Origin of the sequence: Eggerthella sp. BIOML-A4 (assembly GCF_009875575.1) — a bacterium.
Classification (GTDB): Bacteria; Actinomycetota; Coriobacteriia; order Coriobacteriales; family Eggerthellaceae; genus Eggerthella; species Eggerthella lenta.
Genome location: NZ_WWRX01000010.1, coordinates 1 through 15,919, shown reverse-complemented (window position 1 = coordinate 15,919; position 15,919 = coordinate 1). Strand labels below are relative to the sequence as shown.

Sequence of the window (15,919 nt, the reverse complement as noted above, 5' to 3'; positions counted from 1 at the left end):
CACCTCGTTCTCGCAGGAAACACACTTCAAGCAAAGTTTACCGAGGTGCGAAGGTAAAAACCGTTCTTAGGCACGAAAGGGGTTCCTATGGCACGAAACGCATCCGATCAAAGGGTGCTCGGCAGGACGAGGCGCAGGCGGAACATCCCCTCGGCAGCCTCGCAGGTCAGATGCGCACCATGCCGTTCGGCGAAGGCGGCGATGCTGCGCACGCCCACGCCGTGGCCCGGCCGCTGCGGCTCCGGAAGCCCCTCGGAATTCAGAGGCACCGTTCCGCAGCACGTGTTCTCCACCTCCAGCGCCAAACGCGGCTCGCTCGCGATGCGCACCGCGATGCGTCGACGCTCGCCGGCGGGCTGGTCGGCGCAAGCGGCTGCGGCGTTCTCGACGGCGTTCGCGCACACGCCGGCGAACTCGAGCGCGTTCACCGGCAGGTCGCGCGGCACGTCGCACGACGCCTCCACCTGGACGCCGGCGGCCATGGCGCGGCCCAGGTACAAATCCAGTAGGGCGTTCACCCCTGCGTTCTCGCACCAGCGACGCACGGCCGCCTCCTCCACCGCCTCGTCCACGCCTCCCAGCGCGGCGAGCGCCTCTTCGTCTTCGCCGGCGCGTACGAGCGTCGCGACGATCCCCAGATGATGGCGCAGGTCGTGGCGCAGCAGGCGCATCTTCTCGTCGGAGGCGCGCACGGCCTCGATCTGCCGCTCGAACGCTCTCGCCTGCTCCTCCAACAGCCGTTGCGCCTCGGCGAGCTGCGTGCGCCGCGCATGCTCGCGCAGGGCGACGAACACGATGGCGTAACCGGCCAGCGCCATGGCCAGCGCCAGCATCACGATGGCGATACGCATACCCTCGCCCTCCACCGCGCCCACGATGTACACGATGTAGAACAAAGCGTAGAACGCCAAGGGTATCAGGCACAGAAGCCCCCATCCGCGCCGCATCGTGCGCGCGGCCTCCAGATAGTACGGCCGGAAGAAGCGAAACGTCGCCCATACCAACGGCACGGCGAGGACCGCACGCACGGCCAGGTTGACCGCCAAGGCCCGCGTCGGATCGACCGTCAGCGACGCGGCATGCCCCAGCATCCCGATGACGGCGTTCAACTGGATGGCCGTGAGGATGGTGAACGCCACGACCAGCGGCCGCTGCCGCGCGATGCCGAGCAGCAGCGCGAACGCTGCGACGTTGCCGGTCAGGGGGTAGAACCTCAGAAACGTCTCAGGACCAGCCAGCGAGAACACGGCGAAGTTGCCCAACGCGATCAGCGCCACGCCGCCGACGAACGCGACGAAGGTCGTCGCGCGGCCGAAGCGGCTCTCCGTCAACGCGTACATGATGAACAACGCAACGACAAGCCCGGCCAAGCGCAGCACGAACGTCGGCAGATCCCCTTCCATCGCCATCTTTCCCTTTCCGTCCGTCCACCCGTCCGCTCCAGGGCGGCGCGTTGCATTATACTGTTCGCCAGACGACCCGACCGCACGTAGGCGATTTCCGTCCATGCACAGTCTGGCACGAAACGCGCCGATCTGGCACGAAAACATCCGTCGCTTTTCGACGATACCGCCAAAATGGAAAGGAGGTTCCATGACGCGCCGTATAACCGATATGCGCCGTTCAGGCGAACCCCTCCCTGCCGGCATGTATCGAAGAAAGAGACCGATGAGAATCGCCATCGTTGACGACTGCGCGCCCGATGCCAAAACCCTGGAAGACGCGATCCGCTCCCATCTGGACAAGCGGGGACGCACCTGCGAGCTATGCCGTTTCCACGGCGGCGACGACCTGTTCGAGGCGACCGACGCGCTCGCCTTCGACCTCGTGTTCCTGGACGTCTTCCTGGACGGCGCCAACGGCATCGACATAGCCGAGCGGCTGCGGCGCGAGAACTACCCCGGCCTCATCATCTTCACCACCGTGTCCAGCGAGCACGCCGTGGACGGGTTCCGCGTGCGCGCGTTCCACTACCTGACCAAGCCGTTCACGCCCGACGACATCGCCGCCGCCCTGGACGAGGCCATCGAGCGCCTCGCCGGGGACGAGACCATGCTGCGCATCCACGACGGGTCGGCCGTGATCAACGTGCCGCTGTCGCAGGTGCGCTCCATCACCGCCGACGGGCACTATCTGAACCTCAGCACCGCGAACGGGCCGCTGCGCTGGCGCCAGTCGTTCGGCCGGCTCGCCGACATGGTGGCGCCGTACCCACAGCTGTTCGCGTGCAACCGCGGCATCATGGTGAACCTCGCCCACGTGGACGACCTCACCGACGACGGCTGCTTCCTCATGGACGACGGCTCGAAGCTGCCCGTGCGCCGCTCGTCGCGCGCCGAGGCGCGCAGCCGCTATTTCGACTACCTGTTCACCCACGTGCGGAGGTAGGCTTCCATGGGAGAGGACGTTGCCGGAGGGGTTCTGTGGTACGTCGTGCGCAACGCGCCCACGTTCCTGGCGATGTTCTTCCTCATGCTGCTGGCCGTGCGCGGGCGGCTGCGCTTCTCGCTTGGGGCCACCGTGGGCATGGCGCTGGGTATCGTCGCCGCCGTCAGCCTGGCCTGCGGCATCGGCGTGGCGGCCTTCGCCGGCGAAGAAGGGGTCTGGGCGACCGTTCCCGTGCTGGCCGTCTCGCTGCTGTCGCTGGCCGCGCTGACGAAGCTGCCGTGGGGCAAGCGCCTGTTCGTGTTCTTCAGCGCCGCGACTGCCGTCGCCATCGCCATCCTCGCCTACGACGTGCTGCTGCGCACAGTGGCGTTGGAATGGAGCTTCGGGGCGCGGCGCGTGCTGGACGCCGTCGTGTGCTCCGCGGGCCCGCTTGTGCTGGCGCCGCTGTTCGCCCGCACCATCTGCTGGGGCGTCGAGCAGGTGGACGACCCCGCGCTCTGGCGGCGCCTGGCCGCGGTGCCCGCGGGGTTCTTCGTCGCAGCGAACGCGCTGTATATGTTCGCGTACGCGGTGGAGTTCCTGTCGAGCGGCTCGGATGCGCTGTACGCGCTGGCGGTGGGCGTGCTGGCGTTTCTGATGGTGGCGTCATACCTCATGCTGTTCTCGGCCCTGCGCACCGTCATGGAGAACGCGCGCCTACGCGAGGCGGCCCAGCTGGAAGAGCTGCAGCACGAGCGCTATCGGAGCCTGCGGCGCACCCTGCGCGACACCGCCAAGGCCCGTCACGACTTCCGCCACCAACTGCTGGTCATTCGATCGTTCGCCGACGAGGACGACGTGCAGGGCCTGCGCGCGTACCTCGACGAGCAGGGAGCCGGCCAGGCGCAGCGCGAGCCGGGCGCCTACGCGCTCAACTTCGCCTTGGACGCCGTGGCCGCGCATTTCGCCGAGCGGGCGCGAGCCTGCGGTGCCGACGTGTCGCTGGCCTTCGCGCTGCCCGAGCGCCTGCCACTGCCCGAAGCCGATTTCTGCATGGCGATGGCGAACCTGCTGGAGAACGCCGTGGAAGCCTGCGAGCGCGCGGTGCGCGAGGAAGCCGGAGCGGACGGGCGCGGGTCGACAGCGCAGGACGGGGCGCGCCCGCTCTTCGTGGATGCCGAAGCGCGGATCGAGGGCAACGCCGTGCTGGTTTCCGTGCGCAACAGCTGCACGCCGTCCGACGCCCGCGCGCTGGCCGCCGCAGCGCCGGACGGCGTGCTGTCGAGCGACGTGCGCTCGGCTAAGCGGGAGGGCGACGGCATCGGGCTGGCCTCGGTGGCTACGCTGGCGAAGCGCTACCGGGGCGAGGTGCAAGTTGAGATCGACGAGTATGCGGCGACCATCCACGTGCTGCTGTTCGCAGGCGACGCGCGCTAGCATCCGGAACGTTTGGGGTCGCGCGGGCCGCCCGGAGCAGCCCGCGTGGCGACCCGATGACGCGCCGTCGCATCATCGCCCGAAAAACACGTTTTCGCCCGCGATTCCGTGTTTTTCGGGCGATGATGCGTTCCGCAGCGCCTTCCGAGACACCGAGTATCCTACCAGCTCAGCAACTCGTAGCCGTCCTCGGTGATGGCGACCTGCACTTCCCACTGGGCGGTGTCGCTGCCGTCGGCGGTGCGCACGGTCCAGCCGTTCGGATCGCTCATGTCGATGGGCGCCTCGCCGGCGTTCACCATGGGCTCGATGGTGAACACGAGGCCCGGCACCAGCACCATGCCCGTTCCCGGTTCCGACACGTGGCTGACGAACGGGTCCTCATGGAAGTCGAAGCCGATGCCGTGGCCGCCGAACTCGCGCACCACCGAGAAGCCCTGCGCCTTCGCGTACGCGTTCACCGCCGCGCCCACGTCGCCGAGCAGCCCCCACGGCTCGATGGCGGCAAGGCCCGCTTCCATGGCCTTCTTCGTCTCGTCGACCAGGCGCTGCCGCTCGGGCGACACCGCGCCGATGCAGAACATGCGCGACGAGTCCGAGTAGTAGCCGTCGAGGATGGTGGAGCAGTCCACGTTCACGATGTCGCCCTCGCGCAGCACGTCGTCCTCGGACGGGATGCCGTGGCACACCACGTCGTTGATGGAGGTGCACACGCTTTTCGGATACCCCTCGTAACCGAGGTCGGCGGGGATGCCGCCGTGCTCCACCGTGTAGTCGTGCACCCAGCGGTCCACTTCCTCCGTGGTCGTGCCCGGCCCGATGCGCTCGGCCACGTAGTCCAGCACCCCGATGTTGATGGCCGCGCTGCGCTTGATGCCCTCGATGTCGGCCGCGCTTTTCAGCGAGGCGCGCTCAGGCAGCTCGAAGCCCTGCTCGTACATGCTCTGCAGGCGCTCGTCGAAAGCGAGGTGGCACTTCTTGTACTTCTTGCCGCTGCCGCACCAGCATTCGTCGTTGCGGCCCGGGTTGGTTCGTCCGTCGTACATACGCGTATCCTTTCGTTTTGCCGGCTATTGTACCGCTTGTTAGACATCGCGAACATCGGAAAGAGAAGGAAGATCGGGAGATCGCATCCCACTCTGCCCGTCCCGCCCGCTCCGTGCGCCAGCAAATCCCGCGCCATGCCCCTGGAGGACGTTCAAAATTATGACCAAAACACCTATGGACAAAATGGGGAGTTTTCTCTAGATTCTGAAGACCGTCGCGCCGCCCCGCTAAGCGCATTGACCGCCTACTTCGCCGCTCCTCCCGCACCCCCGTCGCGCTGGCGCTTGAAACGATGGTATGCGAGCGCACCGATCACCACGGCCGCGGCGGTGACGCTGAACACGATGGCGGTCGCCCGCCAATCGCCTGCGGCGGCGAACGACGATCCCAGCGTAATGGCCAGCACCGACGGCAACCGACCGGCCGTGGTGACGACTGCAAGATGCACGGGATGCATGCCGGCGAACGCGGCGAGGTAGGCCATGAGATCCTTCGGCAGGCCAGGGATGAAGAACGCCGCGAGAATAGCGAAGTCGAACCTCTGCGCCCCGCGCAAGCGGGTCAGCCACTCGCGGCCCTTCCTCGTGAGGACGAGCTCGAGCACGCGATCGCCGCCGAAGCGCACTACCGCGATGATGGCGAAGCAGCCGACCACGCTGGCGGCAAGGTACACGAACGCGCCCTCCCAGAACCCGAACGCGTAGCCCGCGGCAAGCTCCAGCGGCTCGCTGGGAACGATCACCGTCACCTCTTGCAGAACGACCAGCAGGCCGAACACCACGGGCGCAAGCGGCCCCAAGCGTTCCACCTGCTGCTGCACGCGATGTCCGTCGGTCAGGAAAGCCAGCGCGTCGCGGCCGAACAGTAGCGCCAGCACCCCGACGATGCCGGCGAACACAAGCAGCGCCGCCGCCACAACCATGCGCCGCTTGCGCAACACCCTATCCTGCGTGCCCACCGATTTCGCCATGCCGCCCCTTTCGCCGTCCGCATAATTGTCGTACGGCGGCGCCGCACGCAGGTGCGTGCGCGAAAACGAACCGGTAACGGAACAGGCTCCACGCCGTCGCCCCGGATCCCCGACGACTGGGCGTCGCCGTGACGAGCCGTCGCCGCACCAAAGCCGTCCGACGAGCGAAAACGCATCTCTACCCCGCCGCATTCGGGTTCGCGATTGCGAATGACCCGCGCCAAATCGTTCGAGTCTTCGCCTCCCCGCAGAACTCGCGGAGAGCGAAGGGGGGCAACGCTCGCTTCGGGGGCGTTCGCTGTCAAACCTGGATCGACATGCACCGCCGCACGCCGCTTCACCTATCGGGTGGCTGGCGATCAGGCGGGACGAGCGTCTGACCGATGGCCGAGGAGGGCTTCCGAGCCGCCGGCGAGCTTTCGAGGGACGAGCCGACCCGGGCTATGTCAATCCTGGTTTAACGGCGGACGGGGGTGGTCGTGCAAGTTTTTTGACTTCGTGGCACAACACGACATAGTCGACCAGGCATTTCGCGAATGGCAGATAAGCATGCGCTCCGCCTCGAGGTATCTCCGAGCAAGAAACTCCAGGTGGGAAGAACCCTCGTACGGTTCAAGCATGCCACGAAGTCGAAAAACTTGCACGAAAGGGCGGAAAATCCGCTTTGGCTCCGATTCCCGCCAGCGATGACGAGAAAGCTCGACCCCTGATGCCGGATTTCCGCCGAAAAAAAATCTGGCGCACGGCGGGGCGGTACCCGCACGCGCGCCAGATGTGATGTTTCCCGCTTTCGCCGCGCGATATCCTTCGACTCCGGCCTACGGCCTGCGCCCAGGATGACAAAAGGAGCAGCCTAGACGGCCCTGCGCTCAGGACGGCAAAGCCGACCACCCGCCGGCCCCCTGCGTTCCTGTCGTTGCTGGACGGGAACGCAGGGACAGCCCGGGCGGACCTACCCGCGGACTTCGGCGCCGGTGGCGCTGGACACCTTCTTGACCAGGCGCTCGTGGGCCTTGTCGACCTCCTCGCTGGTGAGCGTGCGGTCGGCGGCGCGGTACGTGAGCGCGTAGGCCATGGACTTCTTGCCCGCGCCCACGCGCGCCTCGTCGCGGTACACGTCGAACAGGCGCACGTCCTCCAAGAGCTTGCCGCCCGCCGAGGTCATGCACTGCACGAGCTTCTCGTGCGCGACGCCCTCGTCCACGACGAACGCCACATCCATGGACACGGCCGGGAACGTGGGCACGTCCACGTAGTCGCGTGCGGGGCGCGCCGACTTCGCCAGGGCGTCTACGTCAAGCTCGAACGCCACGACGGGCGCCGTCGCGTCGAAGGCGTCCACGGCCAGCGGGTGCAGCTCGCCCACCCAGCCAAGCTCGGTGCCGCCCGACAGCACCGCGGCCGCGCGGCCGGGCTGCAGGTGCGGAGCCTCGTCGGCCGAGAGCGCCTTGAAGCGCAGCTTCGGCAGCGCCAGCTCGCGCGCGAGATTCTCGATCGCGCCCTTGCCGTCGAAGAAGTCGAACGCGGCCGGAGCGCTGTTCCAACCGGCGTCGCCCATGGCGCCCGCCATGACGCCGGCCAGGCGGCGGCGCTCCTTCGGCTGCTTCTTGCCTTGCGTCGCGAAGAACACCGCGCCCATCTCGTAGAGCTGCACGTTCTTCACGCCGCGGCTTTGGTTGTAGGCGACGCTGCGCATGAGGCCGGGAACGATGCTCTGGCGCATGACGGACTGGTCGGCGTTCAGCGGGTTGATGAGCTCCACCGGCTGCCCCAGCCCCTCGTGGCTCATGCGCAGGCGGTCGAGGTCGCCCGGCTCGGCGAACGAGTAGGTCATCGTCTCGTTGAGGCCGCTCGCGCACATGGTGCGATGGATGACGTCGGACACGTGCTCGACCTGCGAGCGCGTGCCGTAGCGGCCGCGGCCGCCCGGCAGCGTGGCCGGGATGCGGTCCATGCCCCAGAGGCGCACCACTTCCTCGTACAGGTCGATCTCGCGCTCCAGGTCCGGGCGGAACGTCGGTGCCGTCACGGACAGCACGTCGGCGTCGTCGGCATCGGACACCTCGCAGCCCAGGCGGCTGAGGATGTCGACGACCTCCTCGCGCGGGATCTCGGCGCCCATCATGGCGCAGAAGCGCGGCACGCGGAACTCCAGGTCGATAGGCTCGGTCTTCTCCAGCCACACGTCCACCATGCCGGGGCACACCGTGCCGCCCGACACCTCGGCGATGAGCGCGGCGGCCATGTCGGCGTTGAGGGCCACCGGGTTGTCGTCCACCCCGCGCTCGTAGCGCATGGACGATTCGCTGATCAGGCCCAGGTTGCGGCTCGTGCGGCTGGTGTGCGCGCGGTCGAACGCGGCGGCTTCCAGCAGCACCGTGGTGGTGGCTTCGGTGACCTCGGTCTCGAGGCCGCCCATAACGCCGGCCAGCGCCACGGCGCGCTCGGGCGTGGCGATGACGGTCATGTCGGGCACGAGCTGGCGATCCTCGCCGTCGAGCGTGGTAAACCGCTCGCCCTCGGCCGCCGGGCGCACCACGATGTGCGCCTTGCCGTCCGCGCCTGCCAGCTTGTCGAAGTCGAACGCGTGCAGCGGCTGGCCCAGCAGGAACAGGATGTAGTTCGTCACGTCCACGATGTTGTTGATGGAGCGGGCGCCCGCGGCGGCCACGCGCTCGGCCAGCCAGTCGGGGCTCGGGCCCACCTGCACGTCCTTGATGACGCGCGCCGTGTAGCGGCAGCAGCGGGACGCGTCGGCGATCTCCACGCTCACCTGGTCGGACGCAGGGGTCGCGTCGGCGTCCTCCACGAGGTCGATCTGCGGGCGCTTCACGTCGGTGCGGTACATCGCGCCCACCTCGCGCGCCATGCCCGCCATGCTGAGGCAGTCGGGGCGGTTCGGCGTGACCTCGAGGTCGAGCACCGTATCGGACAGCTTGAGGTAGTCGGCGATGGGCATGCCCACCGGCGCGTCCTCGGGCAGGATCCAGATGCCCTCGTGGTTGCTGCCCATGCCCAGCTCGCGCTGCGAGCAGCACATGCCGCAGCTGGTGACGCCGCGCAGCTTGGACTTCTTGATCTTGAAGTCGCCGGGCAGCACCGCGCCGATGGTGGCCACCGGCACCTTGATCCCCTGCGCGATGTTCGGCGCGCCGCACACGATCTGCACCGGCTCGCCCGCGCCCACGTCCACGGTGACCACGTGCATGTGGTCGCTGTCGGGATGCTGCTCGCACGTCTCCACATAACCCACGACCACGCCGTCGTACGCGTCGCCCGTCTTCTCGATCGCTTCCACCCCCGTGCCCGTCAAATCGAGCCGGTCGCAAAACGCCTTCGTATCCGAAGGCACGTCCACATACTCAGACAACCATTTCAAAGATACTTTCATACTGGTTTCTTCCTCTTCTCAAACCTTCATAGGTCCAGTAACGTCAGCGAGGGTTTCCGTGGTGCCCGAGATCGTGGGGAGGGCGAGGGTGAAGCGTACTTCGGTACGCGAGCCCTCGACCTCGCCGCGAGATCGGGTGCCACGGGAAACCGCAGCGTCGGCACGTTCCGTCGGCCGTCAGGCCGACGGAACCTAAAATTGCCGCAAGAAGCGCATGTCGCCTTCGACCAGCATGCGCAGGTCAGGCACGTTGTACTTCAGGCAGGCGATGCGCTCCACCCCCATGCCGAACGCGAAGCCGGAGTACTTCTCAGGGTCGATGCCCGACATGGACAGCACGTTCGGATCCACCATGCCGCAGCCGAGGATCTCCAGCCAGCCGGTGCCCTTGCAGAAGCGGCAGCCCTCGCCGTGGCAGATGCCGCAGCTCACGTCGACCTCGGCCGACGGCTCCGTGAACGGGAAGTAGTGGGCGCGGAACCGCGTCTTGCGCTCCTCGCCGAACATCTGCTTGCACAGGTAGTCGAGCGTGCCCTTGAGGTCGCCGAACGTGATGCCCTCGTCCACCACGAGGCCCTCGATCTGCGTGAACTGGGGCAGGTGGGACGGGTCGGCCACGTCGCGGCGGTACACCTTGCCGGGCGCGATCACGTAGATGGGCAGCTCGTTGTCCTCCATCGCGTGCACCTGCACGCCGGAGGTCTGGGTGCGCAGCAGTACGTCGGACTCGCCGCGCACGGCCGCCTGCGCGCCGGAAAGGTCGCGCACATAGAACGTGTCGGCCAGGCTGCGGCTGGGGTGGTCGGCCGGGGCGTTCAACGCCTCGAAGTTGTAGTAGTCGGTCTCCACCTCGGGACCCGTGGCCACCGTGTAGCCCAGGCCGAGGAAGATCTCGGAGATCTCGTCGGTGATGCGGTTGATGAGGTGGCGCGTGCCCACCTGTTGCGAGCGACCCGGCAGCGTCACGTCCACGGCGGCCGCGTCGATGGCGGCGGCCAGCTCGGATGCGGCCAGCTCCTCCTTGCGCGCGGCCAGCGCGCCTTCCACGGCGGCGCGCACCTCGTTCGCCGTCTTGCCCACGGCGGCGCGCTCCTCCTTCGCGATCTGCCCCATCTGGCGCAGGTACCCGGTCAGCGTGCCCGCCTTGCCCAGCACGCCGATGCGCACCTGCTCGAGCGCCGCGGTGTCGGCCGCCTGCGCGATCTGCGCGATGGTCTGCTCGCGCAGCGCCTCCAGTTCCTCCACGATTGCCATTCTGCCGTCCCTTTCCGTCTCTCGCCCCGCGCCGCCCGCCCGGCGGCGCATATGAAAAAGAGCCTTCTCTCGTCCTTGCTCCTGAGGGCATGCGCCCAAAGTCCAAGGACGAGAGAAGGCTCTCGCGGTACCACCTCGGTTGACGGCCGCGCCTGCGCGCGCCGCCCGCTCGTTCGCTCTGTGACGGGAGCTCCCGGCGCATCCTACTTGGCGTCTCGCGGGGCGGCGACCAGGGTCGCGCCTCTGCGTCCGCGTTCAAACGCGCTGCTCGGAAGGGAATCGTCGCGCTTGCTGCCCGGGAGCTTTCAGCCGGTGGCACCCGTCTCTGCCGGCAGCCGCGTTGCGCGGCGCTGTCTTCGTCATCGCATGTAACGATGCAGTTTAGCACATGAGCGCACGCCGTGCGGGAAATTTCACAAGGACGCGTCGCGGCGTTCTACAGGAAGCGGTAGTTGACCGTGCGCAGACCCCAGTCGAGGCACGACGAGAAGCCGAAGGCCTTCCAGACGCCGGGCTGCAAATCGAGAGATCGGCTGCCCCCGCCCATGCCACCGCAATCGTTTACGGTGGCCAGCACGGTTTGCCCGTTGTAGGAGATCTCGACGGTGCGGCCGAAATACGAGCGGAAGTTCGGCCATGACATCGGGATGGCCACGCCCATGGAGTTGTCGTCGCACACCGACCCGTTCGCCGTGGTGCCGGGGTTCGGCGTGTACGGATCGGTGGAACCGCCGTACGCGGACGCGATGCCGGTCGACCAGCTGATGCCGGGATCAGGAGCGGGACTCGGCGCCGGATCGGGATCGGGCGAGGGCTCGGGAGCCGGCGCCGGAGGGTTCGGATCGGGGTTCGGCTGGACCGGGGTGTTGGAATCGACCACGTCCTCGCGGCCGATGGTATCCGCATTCTCGTCGATGACCGGCCCGGTGGCGCCATCGGCAGCCGCCAGCTCCTCGGCCTTCTGCCTGAGCGCTTCCAAACGCGCGGCCTGGTCGCTTTGGGCGTTCGACAGCTTGGAGCTCGCCTGGGACAGCACGGTTTCGGCTTCCGCGCGCTTCGCTTCCAGCTCTTCGAGCTTCTTCTCCTGCTCGTCTTTCTGGAAGTTCAGGTCGTCGATGAGCTTCTCGTACTTCGCCGAGCGCTCTTTTTGTGCCTCCACCTCGTCGGCGTGGAACTGCATGATCGAATCGAGATAGGTGAGATTGCGTATAAGGTCGCTGAAGCTTCGCGCCTCCAGCACCATGGTCACGAGCGATTGCGACGCTCCCCCGTTGAGATACTCGTGCACCGCCGTCTTGCCGAGAGCCGCGCGGCCTTCGATGACCGCCTGCTGGGCATCCACGGCCTGGGCCGATATCTCGTCGACGCGCGCTTGCAGCTCCTCGACGTCCTGCTTGAGGGCGTCGTAGTCGCCCGCGATGCTTTCCATATGCGCCTCGGCGTCGTCGAGCGTGGCCTGCGCATCGTCGACGGCCTTTTGCGCCTCTTCCGCTTCGTCTGCCCAGGCACGCGAGAAGACCCCGCCGCCGAAAACGGTTCCGCCCGAACACAGAGCAAGCGCCAGAACTCCCGCGAGCATCGCGTTCGGTATGCTCCAGCGTGCGGATCTCATGCTACGCCTCCTTCGAACAGCAGGCGATCGTGCGCCGCCCCCAACGCGGACGCAAGATCGACGATCAGGTGCTCGTTGTCGGTGAAGTATTCGTCATCGTAATCGGCATCGGACATGATGGCGATTACGTAAACATCAGTATCGGTGACCACGAGGCCAGCATCGTTGAGCGCGCCCATGTCGTACCAGGGCGTATCGATCTCGTAGCCGGGCTTCGACAAAACACGACGGCCCTCGCCCAGTGCCGTGCGCAGAAACGACAGTTCAGTCTGCTGCAGCACGTCGGCGAGCCACGGCGCGTTGCCCTGGCCCTCGGCCACGTATGCGCCGACGTTCAGCCACATCTTCGCCAAGTCGCGCGGCGTGTAATAGGGATACCATTCGCCCTGCCAAGCGGCGGCGTCCACGTCGGCCGCAGCGCACCAAGCCTGGAAATCGTTCTGATCGAAGCGTTCGCGCAACAGCCCGTAACCGGTGTTGTCGGAATGCACGATGGTGTTGGCCATGACGGTTTGCAGGTCGTAGCGATCTATGTCGTCCGACGACATGATTCCGGTACCGTCGAGGATGACGTCTTCGACCACCTCTTCATCAAGAGAGGCTCGGCCGCCGTCCACCATATCCTGCGACGCGAAAGCCACGAACGGTGCCTTGACCGTGCTGGCAGAGAAGAACCATTGATCGGCGTTGTACCCCACACCCTCGTGCGTGGTCAGGTCGTACATGACAAAGCCCACCTCGTAACCCGCATCGTGGTATGCCGCGATGGCGCCTTCCACATCGGAGATCTCGTCGGAGGACAGGGTGCGCGCGATGCCGGTCACCGAATTGAACAGGTTCACGTCTTCGGTGCCCGATGCGGCGTCGAGCGCTGTGCGCGCATCTTCGGCGACGGCGCGCGGGTCGACGACATCCCCGGATTGCGCTTGCGAGGCCGCAGCCTGTCCCGTCTGCGCAGTCGCTTCGGGGAGCGCGGCAACCACCTCGTCGGCCACGGCGACGGGATCCTCGGGTCGCACGGCGCTCGCAGCCATCGCGCACGCGCCGATGGTCAACACCGCCACGGCACCCACGATCACGCCCGCGACGAGAGCCGGTCGATGCTTCAACCGATGTTTGATCGTTTCGAGAATCCTTGCCACAACAGCCTTTCCGGCGATTTCGCCTCGCCGCTTCGCGCTTCCGGGTCGTTCCGTCTGTGCAGTATTCCCTAACGAACAGGAGTATACAAGTACGCAACGGCCAAACAACATAGGAGCGCCACGGGGTCGTGCTAGTCGGAAGAGGCGCGCGAAAGGGCTATTCGCCCAAACGCATGTCAAGCTGCTTGCGTAGTACATAAGTACATATACAGCACAAGCCCGATCGAAAGCATGATGAACCCGACCTTGTAGATGCGATTCGTTTCGGCCTCGACGCGCTCGTCCTTCGGGCCGCGGTACGCCTCCCAATGTTGAAATATGCTGCAAAATCGAGTTTTTGGCAGTTGACCCCCCCCTTGCAACGATGGTTTCGTCACCGCGAGAAAAACGTGATCTGGGGTTTTGTCCGAACCTTTTTCGATGGAGAGCGCCCAGCGTGCCAAAACCTCGATTCTGCAGCATATAGATGAGCGGAATCGTGCCAGCGGGGCCAGCAGGCGAACAGGGCGCAGCCATCCTTCTCCGAAGCACGCTCGACGCAGGTTCGATCGAAAGCCTCGAACGCGCCAAACGAGGGCGCGGACGCCGGTTGCATGCTCGTGGTAGTATGGGGACGCGGTTCTGCCCAGACCGTGCGCACCGCCTTCCCTTCCGGCACGAAAGGATCGAACCGATGGACTTCTCCCCTTGTGCGACCAGCGCGAACGTACGGATCGCGGCGCGCGGCGACGCGGAAGCCATGCGCGCGGTGTACGCGCCGTACGTCGAGACGCCTGTCACCTTCGACACCGTCGCGCCCTCGCGCGCCGAATTCGCCGCGCGCATGGCCGACGCGATGGTCGACTATCCGTGCCTCGTCCTCGAGCAGGACGGGCGCGTCGTCGGGTTCGCGTACGCACACGCCCAAGCCAGCCGGGCGGCCTATCGGTGGAATGCGGAGCTCTCGGTGTACCTCGAACAAGGCGCGACCGGGGGCGGCCGGGGACGCGCACTGTACAGCGCGCTATTGGAACTGCTGCGCGCGCAGGGCGTGAAAAGCGCATACGGCCTGGTAACCGTGCCGAACGAGGCAAGCGAGCGTCTGCACGCCGGCTGCGGGTTCCAGCGTTGCTGGGTGCAATCGCACGCCGGCTGGAAGGCGGGTTCGTGGCACGACGTGACCTGGTACGTGAAAGAGCTCGCCCCCTTCGACGACGACCCGGCGGATCCCGTTCCTTTCAGCGAACTGGCTCGCACGCGCCCCGACTTCGTGCAGCAGGTGCTTGACGAAGCGAACGCCGCGCTGGAAGCCAACGTCCCGACCGACTGCGCGTAAGGACGAAGCCATGCAGCCTCAACGTCTGTTCGAGATCGTCTACCTGCTGATGGATCGCGGCACCGCCACCACAGGCGAGCTGGCGCGCAAGCTGGAGGTGTCCGAGCGCACCGTGCGCCGCGACATCGACGCGCTGTCGGCCGCGGGCGTGCCGGTGTACATGACGCGCGGCAAAGGCGGCGGCGTGCACCTCATGGACGGCTACGTGCTGGACCGCTCGGTGCTGAGCGAGCGCGAGCAGGACGACATCATGGCCGCGCTCTCCGCGCTCAACCGCACCGGGGCCAGCGACGATGCGAGCGACGAGACGGCCGTGCGCCTCGGCCGCCTATTCCAGCGCGAGAACGTGAACTGGCTGGACATGGACTTCTCGTTCTGGGGCGCGCCGCCGAACTACCGCGCCGCGTTCGACACCATCCGCGACGCCGCCATCGGGCGGCACCCGCTGTCGTTCGCCTACTTCGACGCCGAGGGCAACCGCACCGAGCGCACCGTGGAGCCCGCCCAGCTCATGTTCAAGGAATCGTCGTGGTACCTGCGCGCATGGTGCCGCGAGCGGGATGCATGGCGCATGTTCAAGCTGTTCCGCATCGACTGGGAAACGCTGGATGTGCTGCCGGAAACGTTCGAAGCGCGCGAGCTGCCTGCACTTGATGAAGGCGGGCACATGAAAGGCGACGACGTGCTGGTGATGCGCTTCGCCGCGCAGGCCGAGTCGCGCGTCCGCGAGGAGTTCGCGCCCGAGACGATAGCGCGCGAGGCCGACGGCAGCTGGCTCGTGACCCTTACCTGCAACATCACCGAACGCACGCGCTACTATCTGCTGTCGTTCGGTCCTCTGCTGGAAGTGCTCGAGCCGCCCGACGTCCGCACCTGGCTGCTCAAGCACGCCGAAGCCGTGGCGCGCACTTACGCTTCCGACGGCCAGTCGGCCAGCAGCGCGCCCAAGTAGGCCGCCGCCGCGCGGTAGAAGGGATGGCGCGCCTCGGCGGCCAGGCGCTCGGCGAAGGCTGGCATCCAGGCTTGGGCGTGCCCGGAGAGGAACCGCCCGTAGGCGGCGGCCGGGCTCCCTCCGGGGAGGTCGGCGCCGTCCGGGGCGCCCTCGGAAGCCGGGGCGCCGGCCGCGCGCAGGGCCAGGTGCTCGAGGAGCTCGCATTCCGTGGCGACATGGTCGAGGGGCTCGCTGGTGCCCTCGGGGCGGCCGAGGCCGCAGGACCTCATGAAGCGCTCGACCTCCATGGAGCGGGGGTTCACGAACAAAAGCGGCTGCACCCCGTCGGCCTCGGCGGCCCACACGCCCTCGTAGGGCGAGCAGGCTGGCCCGGGCGCGCCGACGAACAGGCGCGTGGCCTCCGGGCGCAGGGCGCGCAGGAGCGCGTCGGCG

The 15,919-nt window shown here is 67.1% G+C and carries 12 protein-coding genes; 4 read left to right on the top strand and 8 right to left on the bottom strand.

Annotated features, from left to right (window positions below):
• Positions 1-107: 107 nt before the first annotated feature.
• A complete protein-coding gene (locus GT613_RS11300; RefSeq protein ID WP_009608722.1) occupies positions 108-1,403 on the bottom strand; it encodes a GHKL domain-containing protein in 1,296 nt (431 codons plus the stop codon).
• A 265-nt stretch (positions 1,404-1,668) separates the two neighbouring features.
• Between GT613_RS11300 and GT613_RS11295 the strand changes: the two genes are divergently transcribed.
• Together GT613_RS11295 and GT613_RS11290 are read left to right on the top strand one after the other, a co-directional pair.
• Positions 1,669-2,388 carry a LytTR family DNA-binding domain-containing protein gene (locus GT613_RS11295; protein WP_009608757.1) on the top strand — a complete coding sequence of 240 codons (720 nt, stop codon included), beginning with the start codon at positions 1,669-1,671 and terminating at the stop codon, positions 2,386-2,388.
• 6 nt (positions 2,389-2,394) lie between these two features.
• Complete coding sequence (locus GT613_RS11290) at positions 2,395-3,804, top strand: sensor histidine kinase (protein ID WP_009608711.1); 1,410 nt, start codon at positions 2,395-2,397, stop codon at positions 3,802-3,804.
• A 161-nt stretch (positions 3,805-3,965) separates the two neighbouring features.
• On the opposite strand, the gene map is transcribed toward GT613_RS11290, so the two are convergent.
• The 6 genes from map to GT613_RS11255 all read right to left on the bottom strand — a co-directional run bounded on the left by map (position 3,966) and on the right by GT613_RS11255 (position 13,187).
• Positions 3,966-4,850 carry a type I methionyl aminopeptidase gene (gene map / locus GT613_RS11285; RefSeq protein WP_009608735.1) on the bottom strand — a complete coding sequence of 295 codons (885 nt, stop codon included), beginning with the start codon at positions 4,848-4,850 and terminating at the stop codon, positions 3,966-3,968.
• A 245-nt stretch (positions 4,851-5,095) separates the two neighbouring features.
• Entirely contained in the window at positions 5,096-5,821 is a 726-nt protein-coding gene (locus tag GT613_RS11280) for a TVP38/TMEM64 family protein (RefSeq protein WP_009608721.1), read from the bottom strand.
• Between the two features lie 952 nt (positions 5,822-6,773).
• On the bottom strand, positions 6,774-9,212 hold the full coding sequence (pheT, locus tag GT613_RS11275) for a phenylalanine--tRNA ligase subunit beta (RefSeq protein ID WP_009608763.1): 2,439 nt from the start codon (positions 9,210-9,212) through the stop codon (positions 6,774-6,776).
• Positions 9,213-9,404: 192 nt separating this feature from the next.
• Positions 9,405-10,457, bottom strand: coding sequence for a phenylalanine--tRNA ligase subunit alpha (gene pheS, locus GT613_RS11265; protein ID WP_345784125.1), 1,053 nt, complete (start codon positions 10,455-10,457; stop codon positions 9,405-9,407).
• Positions 10,458-10,902: 445 nt separating this feature from the next.
• A complete protein-coding gene (locus GT613_RS11260) occupies positions 10,903-12,078 on the bottom strand; it encodes a hypothetical protein (RefSeq protein WP_009608762.1) in 1,176 nt (391 codons plus the stop codon).
• Entirely contained in the window at positions 12,075-13,187 is a 1,113-nt protein-coding gene (locus GT613_RS11255) for a serine hydrolase (RefSeq protein ID WP_009608771.1), read from the bottom strand. The genes GT613_RS11260 and GT613_RS11255 overlap by 4 nt, the downstream gene beginning before the upstream one ends.
• A gap of 706 nt (positions 13,188-13,893) precedes the next feature.
• Between GT613_RS11255 and GT613_RS11250 the strand changes: the two genes are divergently transcribed.
• Positions 13,894-14,535: a GNAT family N-acetyltransferase gene (locus GT613_RS11250; protein WP_009608740.1), complete on the top strand. Its 642-nt coding sequence runs from the start codon at positions 13,894-13,896 to the stop codon at positions 14,533-14,535.
• Positions 14,536-14,545: 10 nt separating this feature from the next.
• Complete coding sequence (locus GT613_RS11245; RefSeq protein ID WP_009608734.1) at positions 14,546-15,487, top strand: YafY family protein; 942 nt, start codon at positions 14,546-14,548, stop codon at positions 15,485-15,487.
• Here GT613_RS11245 and GT613_RS11240 read toward each other — a convergent pair.
• Positions 15,445-15,919: molecular chaperone (locus GT613_RS11240; RefSeq protein ID WP_161172626.1), on the bottom strand; the 475-nt coding region annotated here is incomplete at its 5' end. The two genes, GT613_RS11245 and GT613_RS11240, sit on opposite strands and share 43 nt — an antisense overlap.

Excerpts from the sequence above, each read along its gene's own strand:
- GT613_RS11245 (WP_009608734.1), top strand. The coding sequence starts at position 14,546 with ATGCAGCCTCAACGTCTGTTCGAGATCGTCTACCTGCTGATGGATCGC.
- map (WP_009608735.1), bottom strand. The coding sequence starts at position 4,850 with ATGTACGACGGACGAACCAACCCGGGCCGCAACGACGAATGCTGGTGC.
- GT613_RS11295 (WP_009608757.1), top strand. The coding sequence starts at position 1,669 with ATGAGAATCGCCATCGTTGACGACTGCGCGCCCGATGCCAAAACCCTG.
- GT613_RS11300 (WP_009608722.1), bottom strand. The coding sequence starts at position 1,403 with ATGGAAGGGGATCTGCCGACGTTCGTGCTGCGCTTGGCCGGGCTTGTC.
- GT613_RS11260 (WP_009608762.1), bottom strand. The coding sequence starts at position 12,078 with ATGAGATCCGCACGCTGGAGCATACCGAACGCGATGCTCGCGGGAGTT.
- GT613_RS11250 (WP_009608740.1), top strand. The coding sequence starts at position 13,894 with ATGGACTTCTCCCCTTGTGCGACCAGCGCGAACGTACGGATCGCGGCG.
- GT613_RS11280 (WP_009608721.1), bottom strand. The coding sequence starts at position 5,821 with ATGGCGAAATCGGTGGGCACGCAGGATAGGGTGTTGCGCAAGCGGCGC.
- GT613_RS11290 (WP_009608711.1), top strand. The coding sequence starts at position 2,395 with ATGGGAGAGGACGTTGCCGGAGGGGTTCTGTGGTACGTCGTGCGCAAC.
- pheT (WP_009608763.1), bottom strand. The coding sequence starts at position 9,212 with ATGAAAGTATCTTTGAAATGGTTGTCTGAGTATGTGGACGTGCCTTCG.